Below are 24,392 nucleotides of genomic sequence, written 5' to 3'. Positions count from 1 at the left end.
CAAGAAGGGACTTGGTTGAAAATCCCTATTTTGTTCATCTAGGGAACGCTATAAACCCTTTAAATTATTTACTGTCGTAGCTGGCGATCGCCACAATCGTAGATAAAGGAACTTCCGCAAAATACTGTTGCTGAAATTGTTCTTCTCGGACAGCAGCTAAAAATCGTGCAACTGCTTCATCAGCAAGGTTTTCGGCACTATCGCTTGGATGCCAGGTAATTTGTAAAGAACGGTCTTGTCGTTTAACTGTGAACCCTAAGTATTTTAAAGCTTTGATTCCGACAAGTAAGGTTTGGTCGCTGATGCCGATTTTCTCTAAAAGTTGTCCACGGGTAACTAGTTGATTTGTGCGACTGAGATATTTGGCAATTCCGACAAGAGTCAGCCAAATTTGATTGGGTGGTTGGTGGTTAGGTTTAGACCAAGCGATCGCTAATTGTTGCTGATTGTCAAGCCCAGACCTAGAGCGGCTTGTCGCCAAACATCGCCGCAACCAAGTGCGTAAATCATCCCAATTTGTGGGACAATCTTCAATAATCAGTGTTGAGTCCTGAGTGCTGGGTGCTGAGTGTTCCTGATTCCGTAAGTCTAGGATGAAGGGTGTTAGCGATTGCGGGGCGTTGAGCCACTGCTGAGTGGTGAATGCTGAGTTAACAGAAGAACGCACGGCAATTAATCTGATTTCATAACGTTTTTTGAAGGTGTTGTAGTCTAATTCTGCTATACAATCACACCTTCCTATGGGCAATTCATCTTTATAGTGTCCCCACCATAACCCAGGAAAAGCGCTTCTGGTGGAATCATCCCGAATATCAAACTCAGTTTTAATGTACTGTACCTTTTTCCCTTGCCAATCCTGCTGATTGCGATGCCAAGAATTTTCAAACCAGCAGTTTTGAATTAGCAATTTCGGAACAGGATTACCCATTCCACAAGGTTCTAGCAGTTTCAGTTCCAAAAATAACTCTTTCCCCAAGTCTGCAACTGTTACCGTCAAGTCTGCTTGCACGGTTGGCGTTAGAGTTGTACTTCCTAAAGATTGCCGCAACTGCTGATTAATCGCCGCTGTAAATAAAGGAATATTCTCCACCAACAAACTCAAACCCGCTGCAAAGGGATGTCCTCCAAAACGATGTAATAAATGTGCTTGGTCTTTCACCAATTGGTATAAATCGACAGAATTCACCGAACGGGCGGAACCACGGGCTAATGCAAGTGCTGAGTGCTGAGTGCTGAGTTCTGAGTTAGAAAATAAAGGAGTAATTTCTCCCCCTGCTCCCCCTGCTTCCTCTGCTTCCCCTGCTCCCCTGCTCTCCTGCTCCCCTGCTCCTTCCGTACTCAACAAAATCGTTGGGCGTCCAGTTTCTTGTGCTACCTGTCCAGCAACTAAGCCCAATACACCCGCAGGCCATTGGGCATCTTCTAGGACAATGACGCTGGTGGTTGATAAATCTAATTGAGTAAGTTTTTGCGCCACTTGTGCTTGCACATCTTTTTGTAAAGATTTGCGGCGGGCGTTGGCGAGTTCTGTAACTTCGGCTAGTTCGTTACAACGTTTGACATCCCGACTAGTTAATAATTCCACGCAGAAACTGGCATCACCTTGGATGCGACTAACGGCGTTAATTCTTGGCCCCAAACCAAAAGAAATATCTGTGGGGCGATCGCCACTTTTCTGGCACAATTCTAATAATCGTCCTACCCCTGGCCGCCGCCGCGCTGCTGCTGGCTGTTTAAAATCTTCTTGCAGTCGTTGAATTCCCATCTGTGCCAAGTAGCGGCAATCTCCACTTAACTGTACTAAGTCGGCAATTAATCCAACTGCAACTAAATCTAATAAATCCTCTAAAGGATATTTGGCAACATTGGGCAGGCTTTGATATAGTGCTTCCACCAACTTATAAGCTACCGCCACCCCAGAAAGATTAAATAACTGATGTTCTTTTGGAAAATAGCGGGGATTGATAATTGCTGCGACGGGTGGGCGTTCGGCTGGTAAGGTGTGATGGTCTGTAACTATTACATCTATACCTAGCTGTTTGGCATAGATAATTTCCTCAACATTTGTGCTACCTGTATCGCAAGTAACAATTAATTTGCAACCTTGTTTTGCTAAGTTATCAATTCCTTGATTATTAAGTCCGTGGGATTCTTTCAGACGATTGGGAATATAGTAAATTAACTGAGTATTTTGAGCGAAAAACTGCCCCAATCCATCCCAAAGTACCGATGTAGCGGTAATCCCATCGGCATCGAAATCTCCCCAAATGGCAATTTTTTCTTTAGTATTATATGCTTGTTGCAAGCGTGCGATCGCCAGATGCATTTCTTGTCCAAACTCAAAGGGACTTGCTGGTTGATAAGCTTTATAGTTGATAAAAGCTGTTAATTGTTGACGATCTTTAATACCCCGTTGCCACAACAACTGCGCTGCATACAGTCCACTTGATGCAGGTGTATACTGTTTTACTGCTTGGATAAACCACTCTGGTGGTTGCTCAGTTGCTGTTATAGTCCACTGCTGTTGTTCTGGCATACAAAGAAAGTTAGGAGTGAAAACTCTTACAATACAAGCTTATGTTAAAGCATTGAATATTGCTAACACAGAATTAAAAATATCTCCAGAAAGTCAAGTAACTAAAATCATACGACTTAAATCTCATCGTATTATAGGTGCAAAATTACTACTAAATCCGGGACTGATTCAGAGGTTTTAAACGATTGTTCAAGCTCTAGAAATGATTTACCGTCTTTGGTTGTAATATTGACTGAACGCTTACGTTGTATGTTCTCCAGAAACAAAAGTGCCTGACTTCATAGCAGTTGACTCCTGAGATGGTGCTGAGGGGACTAAAGACTTCGCCGGAGTTGCAGATCCAAGAACAGGTGTATTCACTGCGATCGCACTTTCATTAAACTTATTACTTGATACTTTTCGGACATAAATTTACATTTAGTTAAGTAAAATTTCATAATTTTGTTGTATGTAAATAGCAGATGTCTCTAGTAGAATCTTTCTATAAACTCACATCTTGCACCTAACGATTAAAATCGCTGCTACCCCAACCAAACTTGCGGAAGCAGGCTTCAAAACCCATGCAATAGGTATCCATGAGCAAAACCAGTGATGACGAAATATTGTTGCACAAGCAAACTTGGCAGCGTGAGCGGCAAATCATAGCACGTTTGTCTTCTTTGAACTATCGAACTGGCGAACTGGGTAGCTATTTGCACAACATTGCTTGCGGAGTCAGCGAACTCATTGGAGTTGATTGGACAGTTGTTACCTTTTGCCAAGAGGGGTTTGAAACTGTTCTAGCCAGTAGCCTTGAAATGGGCGAAGGCGAACATGTTTATTCACTACATGGTTTACTAACTGGTACTGTTATCAAAATGGGTAAATCATTGGCAGTAAAAGATGCTCAAAAACACCCAGAGTATGGACAGGCTCCAGAAGGTTATTGTGCATATTTAGGAATACCATTGCGGACTGCTGAAAGTGAAGTGATTGGTACTATCTGTTCTTTTAATCATCTACCACGTGATTTTACAAAAGAAGACATCCAAATTGTGGAATTGTTTGCTGAACGAGCTGCAACAGCAATTAACAACTATCATCTCTATCAACAGCAGTGCCAATTTAATCATATTTTGGAGGCTGAGGTAGAAAAACGCACCGCAGAATTACAAGCAGCCCAAGCCAAGCTTTTAGAGCAGGAACGACTGGTAGCTATTGGTGAATTTGCTGCAATGATTGTGCATGAAATTCGTAATCCATTGACTACAATGAGCATGGGATTAAAATATTTCCGAAAAACCATTTTAACTGAATCAGCCCAAGAGCGATTAGCATTGGCACTGAGTGAAGCTAGTCGTCTAGAACGTCTATTGAGTGAAATTTTGCTCTATGCAAAACCTCAAGTTTTGCAACTTTGTGAATTAGACGTGAATGAATTTATTTATGAATTGCTTGTATGTATTCGTGAAATGCCAGAAGCTCAAGAACGACAAATTGAATTTATTCCGGCATCACCTACGGTAAAATTTTTGGGAGATAAAGACAAACTTAAACAAGTATTTATCAACATTGTCCGCAATGCTTGTGAAGCAGTTGCAGCAGAAGATATCATTAAATTGAAAGTAGATTGTTCGCATACAAATAAAGTTTGCATTAATGTCCATAATGGCGGTGATCCAATCCCATCAGAAGTTATTACCAAAGTTTTTCAGCCATTTTTCTCTACCAAACCTTGTGGCACTGGGCTAGGACTTGCTATTACCAAACGCATCGTCAATGCTCATAATGGGGAACTGTTAATCTCTTCTGACCTCTTGACAGGAACTACTGTGAATGTTCAATTACCTGTAGTTATTAAATGAATTTTTAATTGATATAAATGCCAGGTTTTTGCAATGATAATATTTATTACTTTTACTTTTATTTACAACTTGTGAGCTAAATCACACTAGTACCGCAAGGCGGAAGTCAAAAGTCAAAAGTCAAAAGTCAAAAGTATTATGAAATAAGCTCTTTAGGGCTTTTCAATGGTCTGCTTATTTACGCCGTGCTGTACTAGTAACCTAAGCACTGAAATAAAATTCTATTTTTGCATAAAATATTACATACAAAATGATGGAATTACTTCAACTAATTTTGGTGCTAGGTGCAGTAGTTGGTGTTGCAGACGGAAACACAATTTTGGTTAAAGATAATGCAGGACAAACAACTACAATCAAGTTAGCCTGTATTAACGCACCAGAAGCAACTGACAAGCGCTATGGTTTAGCAGCAACACAAAGGCTAAAACAGCTATTACCACCTCAAACTCCTGTCGTGATTAGAAGCACAGAACAAGTTAAAAATGGTCGCCCGGCGGGTGAAGTGTTTGCAGATAATCGGTCAGTAAATCTCCTTTTGGTAGAGTCAGGTAATGCCGTCGTTGACCAAGAATCTTTACAAAATTGCTATGAGAGCAAAACCCAATTTTTAATTGCAGAAGCTAATGCTAAAAATAAGCATTTGGGTTTGTGGCAACATTCAAAATTGTAAATGAACTGCATATTTTAAAAGCAAGTTTTCAACTTTTTATTACCAAACCAATTGATCCAATGGAACTCGTGGATAAGGTGGTTGAAACGTTAAAAACCTAATTACTCCACGTTCTTCGGCTGGGATTTTTCTAGATATAAGAAAGCATCGTCACTTTGAAACGCCTATTGAAAAACACAAGCGTAAAGAAATTGCCAAGCATAGGTAGGGTAAAAGACATTTCCGCACTTGATGAGTGACATAGATATTCATCAATGCCCTCAGAGATTTTCTGAGGGCTTTATTGATGGAAATCAGCACAAGTAATCAAAAAGTCAGAATAGAATTTTTATTCCTCAGTAGAAAATCAATATAGATAAGGGTGAGCAAGAAATGAGCAAGTTTTGGTCTGGAAAGTGAGTAGTAAGAGCAAATAAGCTGTGAAGCGCTTCGGTAATATCCGCAGTCTTTTTTGAAATCCAAATCAACTTGCTATTTCCACACCAACAGTAGAGGCTAAACACCTCAAAAAGGGCAACTATGAGAATAAATGCTCGGAGTATCACGTCTTTTATAGCAACTGAAGGCAGGTTACTCATAGATAAAGCAGTCCAAAATATGGTATTTCTTTCCATCAAGCGATCGCTATATTGGACTAAAGCTACTCGTTTTTTTCGTCCCATAGTGGCATTTGTCGCTATTTTGCTGGTAGTCCTAACCTATGCAACCCCTAAAGCTTTGGCTTCAGATCACCAGGACACAACTTTTCTTGCCACTAAGCTGACTGCTGCGGATCTCACAGATTTGTTTGTGTTTGAGAGTCCGACAAACCCCAAAAATGTTGTCTTAGTGATGGATTTCGACCCTCTGATCGTTTCTGGTGAAAAAAGACCATTCGATCCAAACGTTCTTTATCAATTCAAGATTGATAACACTGGCGACAGTATTGAAGATGTCGTACTCCAATTAAATGTAAATGGTAAAGGCTCACAGCAAACTGTCACAGTCCGCGGCCCATGTCGTCCAACCACAGTAGGAACAGAGTCAGCTTTGCTTCCAGTAAGTTGGACAGGGCAACTCAACCAAACATTCGCCGCATATAACGGCATGAAGTTCTTTGTTGGGACACGCAAAGACCCGTTCTTTTTCGATTTGGAACAGTTCTTCAAAATCATCCCGGATCGGAACTATAGCCTTCAGCCTAATCCCAGTCCTCCCTTCACAGTTCTTACCTTTAGACCACCTGGACAAGCAAAAGACACTCTAGCCCCATTCAATGTCCACTCAATTATTGCCGAACTACCCAGGAAACTGCTTGGTAAAGGCAAAATTGGTGTTTGGATCACAACTAGTGTTAAAACTCCTAGACTCAGAAACGGGCATTTTGCTCAGATTGAGCGGTTAGCAGTTCCAGCCCTGAATGAACTTTTTATGGACTTTAAAGCTCATAATAATAGTAATCTTCAGACACCAACAAAAGACGCTAGCAATCAGTCCCAATTCATTCAAGCCTTTGTGAAAGCAATCGGTAGACCTAAAGGCATAGCCGATGCAGTAATCTCAGTGGCGATTCCTGATGTGATCCAAGCTGACCTTTCTAAACCTAGCGGTAGTTATTTTGGTACTCAGTTAGGCAAAAATTTTGGTGGTAGAAGACCAAAAGATGACGTAATCGATGTAACAGCATCTGTTGTCTTTGGTGATGCAGTTACAGGCATTTCTACAGGTAAAATTCCGGGGCTGACTAGCGATAATGTTGGGCCTAATAATGCCAACTTTCTTCCTACCTTCCCTTATTTAGGTAATCCTTTGTAAAGTTTATGTATCTAAGAATACTATGGGTGTTAGTGCTGACTAGCCTACTGGTTTTACTAAGACCCTGTGATACACAAGCGCTAAGTCTAGGCTACACCAATGGTAAGTTAGGCACATATTCCTCTCTTGTGCAACTGCTGACTGTTAATTCTAGGCAGATATTACCAGTTCAGCAGTCAGATTTAGTCTTCCCCGATTATTTACAGCGATCGCATATTATCAGCGTCTATGAGGAGAAAGTTGCCCAATCTCCCGATTCCTCAATATTTTTACGTCTGTTAGCCGATCAATATTTGAGGCGCTTTCGAGAAATTGGAGATATAGACGATGTGTTACGAGCAGAACAAGCGGCACGTAGATCCCTGGCAATACAGCCGCGCCATAATGATGTTTCTTCTATGCTCTTAGCATCAGCTTTACTATCTCAACATCAATTTCGGTCAGCTTCAGATGTGTTAAATAATTCATCTGTTGACAATTCCAATATTGTCTCGCTGAGGGCATCAATTCAGATGGAGTTGGGTGATTATGAAATAACTCATCAACTCTTGCAGAACCTTGCACAGGAAGAATCGAACTCTGGTCATAACGCGGTTTTAGCTCGTTATTTAGAGTTAACTGGCAATTTAGCCTCAGCGCGAAAACTGCTAGATGAAGCTATGCAGGAGATGGATTCTTTCTACACGACGAGCGCAGAAACTCGCGCTTGGTTTCATGTGCGGACAGGGGATCTTGCTTTTGCAGCCGGTGATTTTGCCCTGTCTGAGCAGCGATATCGGGAAGCTTTTGACCTCTTCCCACGGCATATAGCTGTGTTTACAGGACTGGCCCGCCTCTATGCGGCACAGCATCGATGGCAGGATGCTCTGAATACCGCAAATCAGGGTATAGAATTGATGCCGTTGGTAGAAACGCTGGGGTATAAAGCAGATGCTCAACTGGCTCTGGGAGACGAAAAAGGCGCAACTGAAACTGAAGATTTAATTGGGGTAGTCGCTTACCTGAGCAAGGTTAAAGGAATCTACGATCGCGCTTTGGCAGTCTACTACACCGAACACGCAATTCATTTAACAGAGGCTCTACAGATTGCCCGTAGTGAAGTAGCAGTGCGAGACGATGTATATGCAGAGGATACTTTGGCTTGGGCAGCTGCGGCTAATGGGGAATGGGAAGAAGCGCAACGGGCAGCCCAACGGGCAACTCGCTTCGGAACAGAAGATGCTTTGCTGCAATTTCATGCTGGCATGATTGCGTTTCACTTAAATAAGCGTGAGGAAGCAATCAAGCGATTAACTCAAGCTGTTAGCCTCAATCCTCAATTTCATCACAAGTATGCTGATGAAGCTCGTCAAGCAATTTTGGATTTGGGATTTTAAATTTTAGATTGATTGCTAATTCCAAGTTCATACCTTAACCCTTGTGGGTGAGACAAATCGCAGATTTAAAATCTTCAAGCTCTATCCGTTTATCAGTGGGGTCAATCCAAAATTTAAAATCTAAAATCTAAAATAACGCCACAGGGAGTTCTTTATGAAAAAGCTGCTACATTACTTGGCTTGGAGTACTGCAATCATCGCAATATGTTTATTTTGGATGCCGAAGGCGGATGCCCATCCTTTAGGCAATTTTACCATCAATCACTACGCAGGAGTGCAGGTAGCCCCGGATGGTGTAGGGATTGATTATGTTCTAGATATGGCAGAGATTCCGGCTTTTCAGGAAATTAATCATTTAGATACTAATCGCGATCGCCAAGCTGAACCTGTAGAGACGGTTCGATACCCCAACCAAAAATGCCAGGAAGTCAATTCACATTTGGAACTGTTAATCAATAAACAGCCTTTAGCACTGTCTTTGATCGAATCAACAGTCGAATTTCCTCCAGGTGTCGGAGGATTATCTACACTGCGGCTGAGTTGTAATTTTCAGGGGATAACGGAGTTAGTAGGCGCGAATCAGTTAATCGAGTTTGAAGATCAGTTTTATCCACAGCGCTTGGGCTGGCGTGAGATAACTGTGGCTGCAAATGGCGTTCCTATTCAAGGTGATTTCACCTCTTTGAGTATCACCAACCGTTTGAGAGATTACCCCACTGAGTTACTTAGCAGTCCTCTCGACCAGCGGCGGATTGACTTTAAACTCAATCCGTCTCTGACATCGAGTGAACAAGCGCTTCCACCGTCTGTTAAATCATTCAGCCGTTTAGATAATGCTTTGACAGGAAGAAGCAACGATGTATTTACTAGCCTAATTACCCAGGAAAATCATAATTTCCTGACTATTCTAATAGCTCTAGCGATCGCCTTTTTATGGGGTGGTTTACACGCCCTCTCCCCTGGTCATGGGAAAACGATAGTCGGTGCTTATTTGGTGGGTTCCCGCAGTAATGCCCAACACGCCCTATTTCTGGGGTTGATTATGACGATTACCCATACTGCTGGCATATTTGCTCTAGGGTTAGTCACTCTTGGCACATCCCAGTTTATTTTGACAGAGCAATTGTACCCTTGGTTAAGCATACTCTCTGGTGTAGTGGTAACTGTAATTGGTCTGAATTTGTTTATCAGTCGATTGCAAGGGACTCAAGTCTCTCATTCGCACGACCATGTACATAGTCATCAACACGGCCACGACTTGCATCATCACCATCACCATGACCATGTACATCATGAGCATTCACATCTACCACCTGACGGTGCTTCCATGAAGTGGTCTAGCCTACTTGCGCTGGGAATATCGGGCGGCTTGTTACCTTGTCCTTCAGCCTTAGTAGTGTTGCTGAGTGCGATCGCAATGGGACGAGTTGGCTTTGGACTAGCGCTGGTGTCTGCCTTTAGCTTAGGTCTAGCAGCAGTACTAACTGGAATCGGCTTAATGCTCGTCTACGCCAAAAATCGGTTTGAGCATTTGCCACTTCAGATACCCAAGATAAAAATGTTACCTGTGGCAAGCGCCTTGTGTATTACCCTAATTGGCTTAGGTATTACTTCACAGGCTTTACTCGCTCATCCCTGGAACTAGACAAAAGCACTCAGTTTTGTAAAAACAACCCTGAACAACTATATGTCACAAGCAATTAAAGAATCCATCGTCTCAGAAAACAATCTATCTCATCGCTGTGCCAAATTTTCACAAACAGCCAAGCTTCAGAGTTTGAGTGAGTATTCATTTAATTTTTGGCAAAAATTGCTAAGACGTTCAATTCCTATTACCTCTGCTGCGATCGCTCTATCTGTAAGTGTTATCTTGCCATCTCAGGCATCCACCATATCATATTCTGGTGATACAACAAATGCACCAACTTTTAACCGTCCGCAAACGGAAGGGTTTGAAGGTGGTACTAACCCACCCACATCACTTTCTAGTAATGGTACTGCTGTCCCTTATTACAGCCAGCCTTTCTTTGTTGATACTACAGGCTCATATAATGTTGTAGGTTCTCAAGCTTTCCTGGGCATCCAGTTCTTGTACCAAAACAGCTTCAACCCAACTACCCCATTAGTTAATTTACTCAGTGGGAATGATCCTTTCCCAGATGAGGGCACATCTGGTTTTAGCGGCTTGAGCTTAACTGCCAATAATCAATACTTTTTAGTAACTACTGGATTTGACAATAGCAATAACAGTTTTGGTACTTTTACCAATACCATCACAGGCCCTGGCAATATTACACTTGTCCCCGAACCTTCTTCAATCGCTAGCACAGTAGTCTTTGGGATTCTTGGTAGCACCTTAAGACTAAAGCGCAAACTAAAAAAGCTAAAATCTGTCAACTAACCTCTAAATGAATCATCCAGATTCATTACTTATACCAATTCTCTGTAAACTTGCACTTAATAACTAATTTCTTTCTTTGTATACTTGGCTGTTTGTTTAATAAAACTTAAGTGCGTCTTAATGGATAATTGGTATTAATTTAACGGACAATCGCCTGTTAATGGCTGAATCTAAACTCCAAAAGTAGCAATAACCAAGGATAGTTCTAATCTATCTAATTCATTGCTAGTTATATGTGATGAGTTTGTCAGAAAATCTTATTTTGAGGAAAATATGAAACGATATATCTTCATTTTTTTAATAACTGCTTTGTGCATAATAGGCTACTTTGAAATTAGTTTGTCACAGGCTGAAAAGCTTTTTTGGCTGAATTTGAGTCTTTAAAATCCTCTCTCACAAAATCATTTCGCACTCGCACTCGGAATTTTCGCTGTTAGCTAATTTCTCCTTGCCATAAAATATCTGTAACTCTTGTCATCCCAGCTTTCAGATGACGGCGATAGGTACTGAAAGGCAAATCTAGTAACTCAGCTGCTTGTTCTTGCGTGGGGGCGGGATTTAAATAAGTTCGATAAACAGCGCGATAGAGTTTTTCATCACGCGGGGATGATTGTAAGGATTCAACTGCTTGTTTCACTAGATTTTGTAAAACCTTAACGCGTTGGCTTTGCCCACCGCAGGCATCGCCTAAGTGCCCATCCGGCTGCTCAGAGAGTTGAGTCTCGTTTGGACTCTTGTTCATACTTGCTTTTGTGGCAACTTGTTCTGACACTAAGCGCCACAACACTTCCTGTACGCTTCGCGATCGCACTAATGGATTATTCTGTAATACATGAGGACAACTAAAGTTACGTAAGGCATTCTGCACCGCCTCCACAAATTCTGGCTGACTAAGAACTAACAGAGGTTCACCGACTGGAGTATTGTCTACAGATTCTCCGGCAGTTGTAACCTCTTTTCGGGCCAAAATTTCCTTCCATGCGGCAGGTGACACAATTCGCCAGTCATGGGCATAAACACCATAGTGTCTTCCCTCAACTGTAAAATCAGTTTCAGAAAGTCGTGTTAAGTCGAAGTAGTTCAACATTGCTGTCCAACTATCGGCTTGGGCACAAGGTAGGAAGGTGTATGCTAACCCCGGTGTTTTCTGAAAATACTGCACAAAATTAATGAAAATTAGACTTTGGGTGGGGGAAACAGCTTGATAAGTGTCCCGCGCCATCCAAAAGCGGAAAATAGTTGCGCCTTCGCTAGGGCGTAATGGTGCATGAGTTTGCAGATATTGCCAAGATGCCAGAGCGCCCGGATCTGCACTCAAATCTTCAACAGTTGCTGTCTGCAATGCCACCATCATTGCAAATCCCGCAGGTTCGGAGTGCAAGTCACGAAATACTACTACATTCTGCGGTTGGCGCTTCAACCAGTGATCTGCTATTTTTGCTGATTCTTCGCCTTCGTATTCTGCCACCATCCCCAGGAGTGCGGTTTTGTCAGTTTCCCGTAGTGAGTCCGTCAATAAACTACTTTGCTCACCCCAGGTGAAACAGGATCGAATTGCCGAGTTATCCCGATGCAAAAAAATATAATCAAGTAGCACTCGATGCTTTTCTTGCCCTTGGGTTTGTCCTAGTCGTTTAGTATAATATTGACGCGCTCGGTGGTGTAATTCAGTGTAAAATTCCGAATTACGCCAACGCAAGTCAGCAATTAAAACTTCACGTGCTAAATCGTGGGGAAATAAACCCAATTGCCCTGATTCGATAAACGACAATCCGCGCAACCACTCAAATAAATCATGAACATCAAGTATTTCCCCTAAAGAGTGAGCCTTACCAGCCAAAGTATTTTGAGGCAGAGCCAATATTTGATTTAGTCCGGCTTCGGTAGTCAGCCGGATCACCGCACAAGCTTCTAAAGCCATACGGTGTAGGGGCGTTGGTACTTCTTTTATGAATCTTGACAACAGTGTTTTAACAACATTCGGAGCAGATTCTGCTTGAAAAGAGATTTCTTTTCCCTGAGCAAACACCTCAGCAACCAAAGATAATGCTAAAGGATGTCCGTGGGTAAATTCTAGAATCGTCTGGTGTTGTGTGGTGGGAATATCTCGTGTGGTGAGATAAGTTTGACTTTCTTCTGGGGTAAGGTTGCGTAGAGGGAAAGTGTGCATCAAAGCTTGCCAACCTGGATCGCTACACCAACCAGATGAGGGGGGATTGCGTCCAGCAATCACAATTAAGGTATCAACAGACAAATGGGGTAAGAATCCTTCCCGCAACCATTCATCTAGCTGGGTAATAGCTTCATAGGTATCAATAAAAATTACATTACGTTCTTGTCTTTGGGCTAGCACGTGCAAAGGAGAATCTGATTCATTCAATCCCATCAACGAACGCAACGTGCTAATAAAAGATTCTGGCGCAGCTTCTATATTACGTGCTTCTACGTAGATAGTTGAGGTTTTTGATCGTTCACAAAACCGCAAAAACTGCTGCATGAGGGTTGTCTTGCCCACACCGCCAGGGCCAAAGACGTGCAAAATGTGAAAAGGTAATTCTCTTGATGCGATCGCATCAATAAATAGCTCCACTTCCCGCCCACGTCCTACAAATCTGCGATTTCGTTCTGCACTTAGTCGCTGTAATAGAGATGTCATTGGCATCCCTTCCTTGAATTTTACGTAGGATTACTGTTTTAAAGTATGAAGGATATTGTTGATTTATAAAATCTACTTTGAGAAAATTTATAAATTTTATATCCAAGCTTAAAGGCGTAATAAGTAGGTGGACGCTAAAAAAAATACAAATATATTAATAGATATAAATTGCTTAAGAGCTTATATTCAAAGCGTTTATGGTGCTTTATATAAGTTTATACAGTTCGGTTTAATTGTGCCTACCTATTTACTAACGAACCAGTATTAGATAACCTTCTTTGTAGCATTGGTTTGGCTCCCCCAATTGCGACTGGTACAACCCAGAAAAAGCGTTGCAAGGTCGTACTAAAAAAACGCTTATGCAACAATACTTTACACTTTATAGATTTCTTACCTTTTTCTTTTAGACCTGACTTTTGCCATTAAGTCTCAAAAAGCTTGCTCAGAAAGTATTCTGGACAAAACACAGTATATATATACAATACAGTAATTGAAATTCAGTGCTAAAAGTGACAAGCTGTTTGTTGACTGGTGGGAGAATTTGTGCTTGTCGTGCGATCGCAAACGCGGTTACGAATTTTTCTCTAATTCCAAAACAACATTTGATCTGACTTTTCACGGGATGTGGAAAAGTCAGATCAAATGGTGGGGTGCAATGACTATGGGAATCATAACTAACTTATGCGGACATGACACAAGTAGGCTAGGTCACTTACTTTTTTGCGTTTTTAATATCACCAACTAATTCATCAATCCTTGATTGAGTAGTGTTCCAAGAACACATAAAACGTACTCCTCCCACACCAATAAATGTATAAAACTGCCAGTTCTTTGCTTTTAAGCTGTGAATGACTTCTTCAGGTAATTTTACAAATACGGCGTTGGCTTCTCTAGGAAACATCAAGTCAACGCCTTCTATATTTAATAGTTGATTTTCTAAGTATTCAGCACATTGATTGGCGTGTCTGGCATTTTTTAGCCAAGCACCAGTTTCTAATAAGCCCAACCAAGGAGCAGAAATAAACCGCATTTTTGAAGCTAGCTGGCCTGCTTGCTTGCATCGATAATCAAAATCCTCTGCTAGGGCTTTGTTGAAGAAAAGAATGGCTTCACCTAATGCCATTCCATTCTTGGTACCACAAAAGCACAATACATCCACTCCAGTTTTCCAAGTAATTTCAGCAGGGCTTTTATTCATAGCAGCAACTGCATTTGCAAAACGAGCGCCATCCATGTGAATCTTTAAGTTATATTTGTTTGCAACTTCTTTAATATTTAAAAGTTCTTCAATAGAATATAAAGTTCCTAATTCCGTTGATTGTGTAATGCTAATAACTTTAGGTTTGGGATAATGAATATCAGTACGTTTAGTAACAATTGCCTCTATAGCTTCTGATGTTAATTTGCCATTTTTACCTTGAGCAAGTAGCAGTTTTGAGCCATTAGATGCAAATTCAGGTGCGCCACATTCATCTGTTTCTATGTGAGATGTCTCATGGCAAATGACGCTGTGATATGACTGACAAAGAGCAGCTAAAGATAAAGAATTTGCAGCCGTACCGTTAAAGGTAAAAAATACTTCACAATCAATTTCAAAGAGTTCACGAAAATAATCTGTTGCTTTTTGAGTCCATTGATCATTTCCATAAGCTGGAACACTACCTTGATTTGCCCTAATCATATATTCCAGTGCTTCCGGACAAATACCAGAGGAATTATCACTTGCAAACTGTTCTAATTGGCTACTCATGATTTAGATTTTGATTTTTAACAGTTATTATTACAATAATAGTAAATAGTTTGTGAATTTGCCAATTATAAGATTGATAAATAATGCTATTAACCTCTCATGTTATTTAATAATTATGCTAATTTAAATAACTTCGGATGGAATCAAAATGATTTTTTATAGCCATAATTAATCATTTATGAAAAATATGTTTTTGACTTCCTATATATATAAAGCTAGAAGTCTGAACATTTTTATTTTCATAAATTAAATCTGATTTTTATATATTGTATCAACCTACTTAATGAGCTTTTTTTGCTGTAACTTTTCTCTAAAGTAGTTATAACCTTAAGTAGTATAGTAATACTATTAAATGACTTGGCTGATGTCTACAGAAAACTGGAATCTTATTTTCACATCACTGAGATGTTTAATTACTACGGTGTCTTCGTCAGCCTTGTGTTGAGGGTATTTTGAGACGATAAACATTGCCAATAACTAAATATTATGCTAAAAAAATAAAGTTTGCTTAATCAGAATGCTAATTATGTACTTATAATACACTATACAATGTCCTACCAATAACTATGAAACCATTATTTGGCATATTTGTCCTTTGTTAGTTCTCAGTAGTCATTTGTTTATTTTCTACTGACTAATGACCAATGACCAATGACCAATGACTAATAACTAATGACTGAACCATTGATTGAACTGAAAGGTGTTTCTAAGTCCTTTGGTAGCCATAAAGTTCTAGATAATATAGACTTAACTATTTACCGGGGAGAAGCACTAGGGATTATTGGGCCATCAGGGACTGGGAAATCAACTATCTTACGAGTAATAGCGGCGTTACTTAGTCCTGATGAAGGAGAAATTTATGTGCAAGGAGTGCGGCGAGAGGGTTTGATTGAAGATGGCGGCCAGCAGGTTGGCATTGGTATGGTGTTTCAGCAGGCGGCACTATTTGATTCGCTGACAGTGGAGGAGAATGTAGGATTTTTACTTTATCAAAATTCAAAGCTACCGCGATCGCGCATCCGAGATTTGGTAAAAGAAAAATTGGAGATGGTAGGTTTGCCAGAAGTAGGCGACCTCTACCCAGCCGAACTTTCCGGGGGAATGCGCAAACGGGTGAGTTTTGCCCGTGCGATTATGTCTAACCCCGACACTCCCAATGAAGGTCCAGAAGTTTTACTATACGACGAACCAACCGCCGGACTCGATCCCATAGCCTCGACAGTAATCGAAGATTTAATCCGCCATTTGCAATGTTTGCATGGAGTTTGTAGTACTTATGCCGTTGTTACCCACCAGGACAGCACTATCCGCCGTACATCTGATAGACTTATATTTCTCTATGAAGGTAAAGTGCAGTGGCAAGGTACAGTTAGTGAAATATACAACACAGAACATCCCTTGATCAGACAATTTATCAGTGGAAGTGTTCAAGGCCCGATTAAAGTCGCCGGCTAGAAATTTAAAAGTGAGGAGTAAAAAGTTAAATTTAACTACTAATTCCTAACTTTTAACTCCTAATTGGTTGTTGGTTAGTTGGTGGAGGCAAAAAAATGCGAGGTCTTATGACAAGCCGCTTCGCCTCTGGGCGAACATTTAGAGAAGGTTCTGTGGGGTTATTACTCCTGCTAGGACTAGGGGTATTTGGATTACTCTTTCTGTGGTTAAATAGATTCACTGCTGCTGGCCGTTCATACAAAATTATTGTAGAATTTGCTAACGCTGGCGGAATGCAAAAGGGAGCAGCAGTTCGCTATCGTGGTGTTAAGGTAGGAACTATTTCCCAGCTTCGACCAGGAGCAAATGCCATTGATGTAGAGATTGAAATTCCCCAAACTGACCTAATTATCCCTCGCGATGTAGTGGTGGAAGCTAATCAAAGCGGGTTAATTAGCGAAAGTATTATCGACATCACACCAAAAACAACCTTACCTGCTGGGGTTGTGCTTGCTAAACCCCTAGAAAAAAGTTGTGATACCAGTCTTATAGTCTGTAATGGCTCTCGCTTAAAAGGTCAGCTTGGCATCAGTGTTGATGAACTAATTCGCAGTTCAACTGAGCTAGCAGGTGCATACAATAATCCAAAATTTTATCGAAATGTCAATAGGGTTCTAGAAACTACCACAGGCGCAGCATCCAGTTTTACTGAGTTAAGTCAGGATTTACAAGGTTTGACCAAAAGCTTACGACTACAACTTAATACTTTTTCTGCCACGGCTAATTCAGTGCAACGGGCGACAAACCAACTTAATGCATCCGCCAATCAAACAGTAAATAAATTCGGTGCAACTGCAACTCAAGCAAATCGATTGCTGAACAACCTGGATAATCTGTTGACAACAAATCGTTCGACGCTGGTTGGTGCTTTGAACAATATCACCGAAACCAGCAACCAACTGCGGGTTACAGTCAGTAGCTTATCACCATCCGTCAATCGATTGACTAAAGGAGAATTACTCAACAATTTAGAAACTCTTTCCGCAAATGCAGCCCAAGCCTCAGCTAATTTACGCGATGCTTCTAAAACCTTAAACGATCCCAAGAATGCGGTGTTGCTGCAACAAACTTTAGATTCAGCACGAGTTACCTTTGAAAATACCCAAAAAATTACATCTGATTTAGATGAATTGACAGGCGATCCTAATTTCCGTAAAAATCTGCGGCAATTGGTAAATGGTTTAAGTGGTTTAGTATCTTCTACACAACAGATGCAGCAACAAGTGCAGGTTGCTACTACTCTAGATTCGGTAAAAGCTGCTGTAAGCAAACCAAAGAATCTAGTTCCTATACCAGCACCAACCCAACAGGCGATGTTTAATGACAAATCGCTACCCGTCTATGTAATTAATCCCTCACCTACTAATTTTGGAAATATCGACACCGACCTTCAACCAAGTCCCAGTCCGTCTATCCCGAATTCATCCCAAGAAAACCTGTTGAAACAGCTGCGAGAATATGGCAAGCAACGAGGGCAACTGGAGACGGAGAAAGAGGTAATACAGGTTGACCCTTCGGTTTCGTTCACTGCTGACCCTGAGCGAAGCCAAACTGTTGAGAATTTTAAGTAAGATATTTTACTGTCAAGTAAATGTGTTGAAGTCCATCGACACCAGTCGCTATAATCTTGAAAACCACATAATTTTGTTGACTGGTGTCGATTATTTGCACAGTAAGGTTTTCAGGCTGTAAAATCCATTGCTTATTGATAATTAGTTGATGGTTGTTGACACTTTTAAGAACGAATTAACATTGGGTCATAAATTTGACATTCTTGAACCCCATAATTACACAGAATAGAGCTAGCTATATCTTGCTCATTATCTGTGCCACTAACGATAAGTATGTAATTGCCTTGCTCTATTTGCTCATTGTAAAAGCGTGCCCACTCATCTGCTATTCCTAACCTCATAGCGTCAAAGCGTTCACTTAAATTAATGCCTATTAACCCAACCAATTGAGAAAAGTCTTTGCAAATTAAGGAAATCTGGTTTAATGAAAAACCTGCAACACACATATCCTTAATTGCCGCTTCAGCATTATCTCTGCTATTAAAGCAACTAACACTATACTTAGACATCATCCCACTTTTATTAGGAATGGCAGTAGCAGAAGTCGTTGTGGTCAGATAATTTGTAGTTTCATATTCACTGTTGAGATGCTCGTAAATGCCAAACTCTTCAATACCCCAACGCTGTAGTATTTCTTCTACTTTAGCGATTTCAAAAGATGTGCAATCTACAATTATTAAATAGTGTCCGTCCTCTACTCGCTCGTTATATGCTCTAGCTTGCTCTGACGACATTCCCCAACCAACTAATGCACCAGCAAAAGTCCCAGTGGCAGCACCAATACTTGCTCCAACAAGGGTTGTAACCAAAGCAGTTGCTGCTGCCCCAGCCAGCATTATTGGGCCAACTCCAGGGATTGCTAAAGTCCCAAGACCCACTAATAAACCAGTTAACCCACCAACAGCGCCGCCTGAAAGCCCTCCTACTGTTGCACCTTCATCAGTTTTATCGCCAGTGTCCTCTTTAACATCATTATCGGCAGTCTCATGATTGCGATCGGAATTTTGTACAACTACAGATACTTTCTCCATCGCCAAGCCAGAATCTTTCAACTCATGTATTGCCCGCTCTGCATCTATCCGATGAGTAAATACGCCTACAGCACGTTGATATTGACTTAAAACCATTATTACTCCTTGGTCGCAGGGGAAAGATTAATCACTGACAAAGTTGATTCTTCAGTACCTGTTATATTAAATACGAGTTGGTTCAATTCAAAACTATCCTTAGTAATAAAATACATTCTCTCCCCCATTAGATAGGCAATAACACCCTCAACGGTGCAAGTCATTTTACTAAACAATGTCTAAACCCATCTCGTTCTGGAAACGAGGTAGCGATCGCAAGGTTTATTTTAATATTTCAAAAACTATTTGGTTATTTATTACTAAGCTAGTAAATAAAGATACTGTTTTAGGATTAGCCACTTCCCGGTAGATTATAAAAAAAACATGGTGGACAACTCACAGTGACATCTGAATTAGGCAAAGGCACAGAATTAGCGATCGTCATTCCAGGGCTGAGTCAGGAGTTAGGAATGGGAAAGAATAACTAAATACCCAATTCCCAATGCCCTATTTTCCATAACTAATTCCAATCCTGTTCATCTTTCTTGCCACGGCTTTTGTAAATTCCACCCAAATCGTGAATTTGACGAGTTTTCTCAAAAAGCTGGGCTTCGGTCAAACCCCACTGCTGCAAGACTTTATCTAAGTCTTTTTGGATGTCTCTCGCCCCTGGAAACCCTTGATAGCGCATTCGCAGTCTAGCCAATTCTGCTAAATTATAGTCTGTAGCCTCTTGAACAAGTAAAATATCAATAAGGGGGCGATCGCGGTTATAAAGTGGATGTTGTTGGTCTTTACCGGCCGTTGCTTCAGTCATTGTCAGTCCTGAGTTTAGAGTGCTAAGTCCTGAATTTTAAGTTTAGCTGACAGTGGAAAACAGGACAGACAAAAGAAAATTGTCAAATACCAAAAGCTTAACTGTCAACTTTGCAACTCTTGATTTTCTACGTACTCCACTCAGCACTCCCACTAGACGGCAAGTACACCTGATGTCTTACGGCTCTCACCACTGCCACTTAACTTTAAATAAAGTTACATTAGTCCTTAAGAAAATACAAAAAACTTTAGATGAGGGTGAATTTATATCTCACCCAAAGTCCAAGCAGCGAGGGAGCAATAACCCATTATGTTTGAACACTTCACTTCCGAAGCCATTAGAGTAATTATGTTAGCTCAGGAGGAAGCACGTCGCCTGGGACACAATTTCGTAGGAACTGAACAAATTCTCCTGGGTTTGATGGGAGAAGGAACTGGGGTTGCTGCTAAAGTGCTGGCCGAATTAGGCGTTACCCTCAAAGATGCACGTCGCGAGGTAGAAAAAATTATTGGTAGGGGTTCTGGCTTTGTACCACCAGAAATTCCTTTTACTCCTAAGGTGAAAAGCCTCTTTGAGCAATCGTTTAAAGAAGCTCACAGTCTAGGACAGAATTACATTAACACTGAACACTTACTCTTAGGATTAACCGAGGCTGGTGAAGGTGTCGCCGCCAAAGTCCTGCAAAATCTAGGGGTTGACTTCAAGAGTGTCCGCAGTGCCATAGTTCGCCGTTTGGGTGAAAATGCACCAGCTTTTGCTGGTAGTGGTAGTCAAAAGCGTACCCAACCGCTAACAATGGAAGAATTTGGCAGAAATTTGACCAAATTAGCCCAAGAAGGCAGACTCGACCCCGTAGTTGGTCGCGAGAAGGAAATTGAGCGGGCAATCCAAATTCTCGGTCGCCGCACTAAGAATAACCCAGTGTTGATTGGAGAACCAGGAGTTGGTAAAACTGCGATCGCAGAAGGTCTAGCTCAACGGATTATCAACCAGGATGTTCCCGAAAATTTGCAAGACAAGCAAGTTATCAGCCTCGATATGGGATCATTGGTAGCTGGAACTCGCTTCCGTGGCGATTTTGAAGAACGCATCAAAAAAGTCGTGGAAGAAGTCCGCACTGTGGGCAATATCATCTTGGTGATTGACGAAATTCACACCTTGGTTGGTGCTGGTGGTACAGAAGGTGGCTTGGATGCAGCCAACATCCTCAAACCTGCCTTAGCACGAGGTGAACTCCAGTGCATCGGCGCAACTACCCTTGATGAGTATCGTAAGCACATCGAGCGTGATGCCGCCCTAGAGCGTCGTTTCCAGCCGATTAAGGTTGGGGAACCCTCAGTAGAGGAAACCGTACAAATTCTCTACGGCTTGCGCGGCGCTTACGAACAACACCACAAAGTCACAATTTTGGATGCGGCACTTGTCGCAGCAGCAGAATTATCAGACCGCTATATTAGCGATCGCTTCTTGCCCGATAAGGCAATAGACTTGATTGATGAAGCTGGTTCTCGCGTTCGTTTGCGGAACTCCCAAAGTTCTCCGAATAAAGAACTCAAGCGTGAACTCGCTGGTGTCACCAAAGAAAAAGAAGCAGCAGTCAGAGTCCAAGATTTTGACAAAGCTACACAACTGCGCGACCAAGAGTTAAAACTCGCAGAACAACTGCAAGCAACGTTTACACCAAACGAGCAACCTGTCAACTCGACTGTAGTTGACGAAGAAGACATCGCTCAAATCGTTGCCTCTTGGACTGGTGTACCAGTCAACAAACTTACTGAATCTGAGTCAGAGTTGCTCCTACACCTAGAAGACACTCTACATCAGCGGCTCATCGGACAAGAGCAAGCAGTCTCGGCTGTATCTCGCGGTATCCGTCGCGCCCGTGTCGGCTTGAAAAATCCCAATCGTCCCATTGCTAGTTTTATCTTCTCTGGGCCCACTGGAGTCGGTAAAACAGAATTGGCGAAGGCGTTAGCTGCCTACTTCTTCGGTGCGGAAGACTCCATGATTCGCTTAGATATGTCCGAATACATGGAAAGCCACACCGTCGCCAAGCTGATTGGTTCGCCTCCTGGTTATGTCGGATACGACGAAGGCGGACAACTTACAGAAGCCGTGCGCCGGAAACCATACTCAGTGTTGCTATTCGACGAAATCGAAAAAGCACACCCCGATGTATTCAATATGCTGCTGCAACTCTTGGATGACGGTCATCTTACGGATGCAAAAGGTCGGAAAGTGGACTTCAAGAACACGCTGATCATTTTGACTTCTAACATCGGTTCCAAGGTGATTGAAAAAGGTGGTAGTGGTTTAGGTTTTGACTTCGACACTCAAGCCGACGCTAGTTATAACCGCATCCGCACCTTGGTAAATGAGGAATTGAAAGCTTACTTCCGTCCTGAGTTCCTCAACCGTCTTGATGAGATTATCGTCTTCACCCAGCTTTCTAAGGATGAAGTTAAGCAAATCGCTGAAATTATGCTCCGCGATGTTGCTAATCGCTTGACAGAAAAAGGAATTATCTTAGAAGTTAGCGATCGCTTCAAAGAGCTTGTGGTACAAGAGGGTTATAACCCCAGCTATGGCGCTAGGCCATTACGTCGGGCAATTATGCGCCTTCTAGAAGATTCTCTCGCTGAAGCAATGCTGTCTGGTGAAATTACAGATGGAGACACAGCCCTTATCGATGTTGATGATGACTCTCAAGTGAGAGTACAAAAATTAGAAAAACGAGAATTGCTCTTGGCAAATGTTGGCTAATTTTATACCCGATCGCTTTTTACTGTAATATTTGAGAAACACTCCAGCCTCTTGCGTAGAGCGGAGGCACAAACAGGGTCATCTCAGACAAACATCAAGTGAAATGGTATTATTTCCCACCCCTAGTAGAAATGCTAGGGGTTTTTTTATGCGATTCCTTTTGAGTGGTCAATACCCACTTGTATCATATTCGCTTGATTACTTATTAAAGCCGGAGAACCCTACCCCTTAATCTCCTCCCCAAACCATCCTATGCATTACCCAGATACTTCTTAACATGGCTGTAAGTCAGACTCTGCGGGGATAATAGAAGTAAATAACAACAGGAGGATTGACTTTAGAGACAGAAAATGCAGTAAATTCTAGTGCGATCGTTAACTACAAAGATGTCTTAAGAGAATCGGGGTAGAGAAATTTCCAAGTGGCGGCAATATCGTGTAATCGCCTCAGCCCGCGCCAAATGGTTTTCACACCAGGTTCACCATCACCTTTGCGACCCAAAAAGCCACCAATATGGGCAATCATCCGTATTAGTATTATGATTCTTGCTTCTCTAGTCAGCATCTCGGCAGGCGGTAGTGCTGGTCCAGAAGCAGCACTGGTACAGGTAACAGGTTCTTTTGGTACTTGGGTTGCCGATCGCTTAAAGCTCCAAGGTGAAGACCTCAGAACCATGAGTTTAGCAGCAATGGCAGCTGGTTTCACTGCCTTGTTTGGCGCACCTCTTGGCGGTGCAATGTTCGCTTTGGAGATTCTGCACCACGAGCATATTGTGGAATATTACGAAGCCTTAATGCCAGCCATTGTTTCGAGTTGCGCTAGCTATCTGGTATTTGCAGCAATTACACATTTGGGTATTGCCCCACTTGGCATTTCTCCTCAGTATCACTTAGAAAGGATTGATGATTTTGCGATCGCGATCGCGTTTGGAATTATCGGGGCGGTGGCGGGATGGATTTTTATGGGTATTTTTCGCAGCTGCGATGCCTTTTGGCAAGCTGTTTCACGTCTGGGCATCTTTGCACCAACTCCTGTTCCTATTTATGTACACACAACACTAGCAGGAGTGGGACTTGGCAGTTTAGCAGTTTTATTACCCCTCACGCGTTATTGTTGGACATGAAGAGTTATATTCAGTCCTGACTGCTAACTTTAGTGCTGTTTTTCTCTTAACTCTAGCTCTTGGGAAAATGGCTGCCATTAGCATTACAGTAACAGGTGGGTGGCGCCGTGGATTGATCATTCCCCTATTTTCACTGGTGCTTGCATTGGTAAAGCAGTAGCAGTCTTAATTCCAGCACTCGATCCTGCCTTAGCGATGATTTGTACAATGGCGGCTATCAACGCAGCCGTAACGCGTACACCAATAAGTACGACTTTACTACTGTCAAAACTGACAAACTTGAGTCCCTTTACGCCAATCCTTTTTGCCAGTTTGATTGGATTTTTTCTTGCCCCTAAAGTTCCTCTGATTGCATCTCAACTCAAATCTTAGAGAGAAGCTACGCATCGAACAAGCGCCTGAGTTAGCTGCCCAGGCAGAAAAAAGCAATATATGATAGAATTGTATCAAATTATAGCAATTATTCAAGAGCAATTTAGAATAATTTTGCGCTTTGTTGAGTAAAAAAGCTAAAATCTACGATTTTTGGA

14 protein-coding genes and 3 pseudogenes are annotated in these 24,392 nt (G+C 41.8%); 11 read left to right on the top strand and 6 right to left on the bottom strand.

The window, feature by feature from the left end; all coding sequences use genetic code 11:
• Positions 1–64 precede the first annotated feature (64 nt).
• Positions 65–2,536, bottom strand: a complete 2,472-nt coding sequence (locus NLP_RS14885) for a single-stranded-DNA-specific exonuclease RecJ (protein WP_104907060.1) — start codon at positions 2,534–2,536, stop codon at positions 65–67.
• A 575-nt stretch (positions 2,537–3,111) separates the two neighbouring features.
• Between NLP_RS14885 and NLP_RS14880 the strand changes: the two genes are divergently transcribed.
• From NLP_RS14880 to NLP_RS14850, 7 genes and pseudogenes are all read left to right on the top strand, one after another.
• Positions 3,112–4,380, top strand: coding sequence for a GAF domain-containing sensor histidine kinase (locus NLP_RS14880; protein ID WP_104907059.1), 1,269 nt, complete (start codon positions 3,112–3,114; stop codon positions 4,378–4,380).
• Between the two features lie 250 nt (positions 4,381–4,630).
• Positions 4,631–5,050 carry a thermonuclease family protein gene (locus NLP_RS14875; RefSeq protein ID WP_234017332.1) on the top strand — a complete coding sequence of 140 codons (420 nt, stop codon included), beginning with the start codon at positions 4,631–4,633 and terminating at the stop codon, positions 5,048–5,050.
• 112 nt (positions 5,051–5,162) lie between these two features.
• Positions 5,163–5,258: pseudogene (locus tag NLP_RS14870) on the top strand (small ribosomal subunit protein bS21); the annotation flags it as partial.
• Positions 5,259–5,569: 311 nt separating this feature from the next.
• Positions 5,570–6,844 carry a DUF4331 domain-containing protein gene (locus tag NLP_RS14865; RefSeq protein ID WP_104907057.1) on the top strand — a complete coding sequence of 425 codons (1,275 nt, stop codon included), beginning with the start codon at positions 5,570–5,572 and terminating at the stop codon, positions 6,842–6,844.
• A gap of 5 nt (positions 6,845–6,849) precedes the next feature.
• Positions 6,850–8,220 carry a tetratricopeptide repeat protein gene (locus NLP_RS14860; protein WP_104907056.1) on the top strand — a complete coding sequence of 457 codons (1,371 nt, stop codon included), beginning with the start codon at positions 6,850–6,852 and terminating at the stop codon, positions 8,218–8,220.
• Between the two features lie 154 nt (positions 8,221–8,374).
• Positions 8,375–9,865 carry a nickel/cobalt transporter gene (locus NLP_RS14855; protein ID WP_104907055.1) on the top strand — a complete coding sequence of 497 codons (1,491 nt, stop codon included), beginning with the start codon at positions 8,375–8,377 and terminating at the stop codon, positions 9,863–9,865.
• Between the two features lie 42 nt (positions 9,866–9,907).
• Positions 9,908–10,621, top strand: a complete 714-nt coding sequence (locus tag NLP_RS14850) for a hypothetical protein (RefSeq protein WP_104907054.1) — start codon at positions 9,908–9,910, stop codon at positions 10,619–10,621.
• A 433-nt stretch (positions 10,622–11,054) separates the two neighbouring features.
• On the opposite strand, the gene NLP_RS14845 is transcribed toward NLP_RS14850, so the two are convergent.
• Positions 11,055–13,277, bottom strand: coding sequence for an ATP-binding protein (locus tag NLP_RS14845; protein WP_104907053.1), 2,223 nt, complete (start codon positions 13,275–13,277; stop codon positions 11,055–11,057).
• Positions 13,278–13,989: 712 nt separating this feature from the next.
• Entirely contained in the window at positions 13,990–15,027 is a 1,038-nt protein-coding gene (locus NLP_RS14840) for a threonine aldolase family protein (RefSeq protein ID WP_104907052.1), read from the bottom strand.
• Positions 15,028–15,699: 672 nt separating this feature from the next.
• Between NLP_RS14840 and NLP_RS14835 the strand changes: the two genes are divergently transcribed.
• On the top strand, positions 15,700–16,482 hold the full coding sequence (locus NLP_RS14835) for an ABC transporter ATP-binding protein (protein ID WP_104907051.1): 783 nt from the start codon (positions 15,700–15,702) through the stop codon (positions 16,480–16,482).
• Positions 16,483–16,577: 95 nt separating this feature from the next.
• A complete protein-coding gene (locus NLP_RS14830) occupies positions 16,578–18,092 on the top strand; it encodes an MlaD family protein (protein ID WP_104907050.1) in 1,515 nt (504 codons plus the stop codon).
• Between the two features lie 164 nt (positions 18,093–18,256).
• Here the strand turns inward: NLP_RS14830 and NLP_RS14825 are convergent, their stop codons facing one another.
• Together NLP_RS14825 and NLP_RS14820 are read right to left on the bottom strand one after the other, a co-directional pair.
• A complete protein-coding gene (locus NLP_RS14825) occupies positions 18,257–19,219 on the bottom strand; it encodes a hypothetical protein (RefSeq protein ID WP_104907049.1) in 963 nt (320 codons plus the stop codon).
• Between the two features lie 460 nt (positions 19,220–19,679).
• Complete coding sequence (locus NLP_RS14820; RefSeq protein WP_104907048.1) at positions 19,680–19,976, bottom strand: DUF3288 family protein; 297 nt, start codon at positions 19,974–19,976, stop codon at positions 19,680–19,682.
• 309 nt (positions 19,977–20,285) lie between these two features.
• Here NLP_RS14820 and NLP_RS14815 point away from each other — a divergent pair, with 309 nt between their 5' ends.
• Positions 20,286–22,739, top strand: coding sequence for an ATP-dependent Clp protease ATP-binding subunit (locus tag NLP_RS14815; RefSeq protein WP_104907047.1), 2,454 nt, complete (start codon positions 20,286–20,288; stop codon positions 22,737–22,739).
• A 378-nt stretch (positions 22,740–23,117) separates the two neighbouring features.
• Here the strand turns inward: NLP_RS14815 and NLP_RS14810 are convergent.
• Positions 23,118–23,270: pseudogene (locus tag NLP_RS14810) on the bottom strand (IS4 family transposase); the annotation flags it as partial.
• On the opposite strand from NLP_RS14810, the pseudogene NLP_RS14805 reads away from it, so the two are divergent.
• Positions 23,200–24,234 (top strand): annotated as a pseudogene (locus NLP_RS14805) (chloride channel protein). The pseudogenes NLP_RS14810 and NLP_RS14805 sit on opposite strands and share 71 nt — an antisense overlap.
• Positions 24,235–24,392: the final 158 nt, after the last annotated feature.

This window comes from Nostoc sp. 'Lobaria pulmonaria (5183) cyanobiont' (genome assembly GCF_002949795.1).
Classification (GTDB): Bacteria; Cyanobacteriota; Cyanobacteriia; order Cyanobacteriales; family Nostocaceae; genus Nostoc.
Note: the sequence above shows the minus strand (reverse complement) of the source record. Positions and strands in the feature narration are given on the sequence as shown.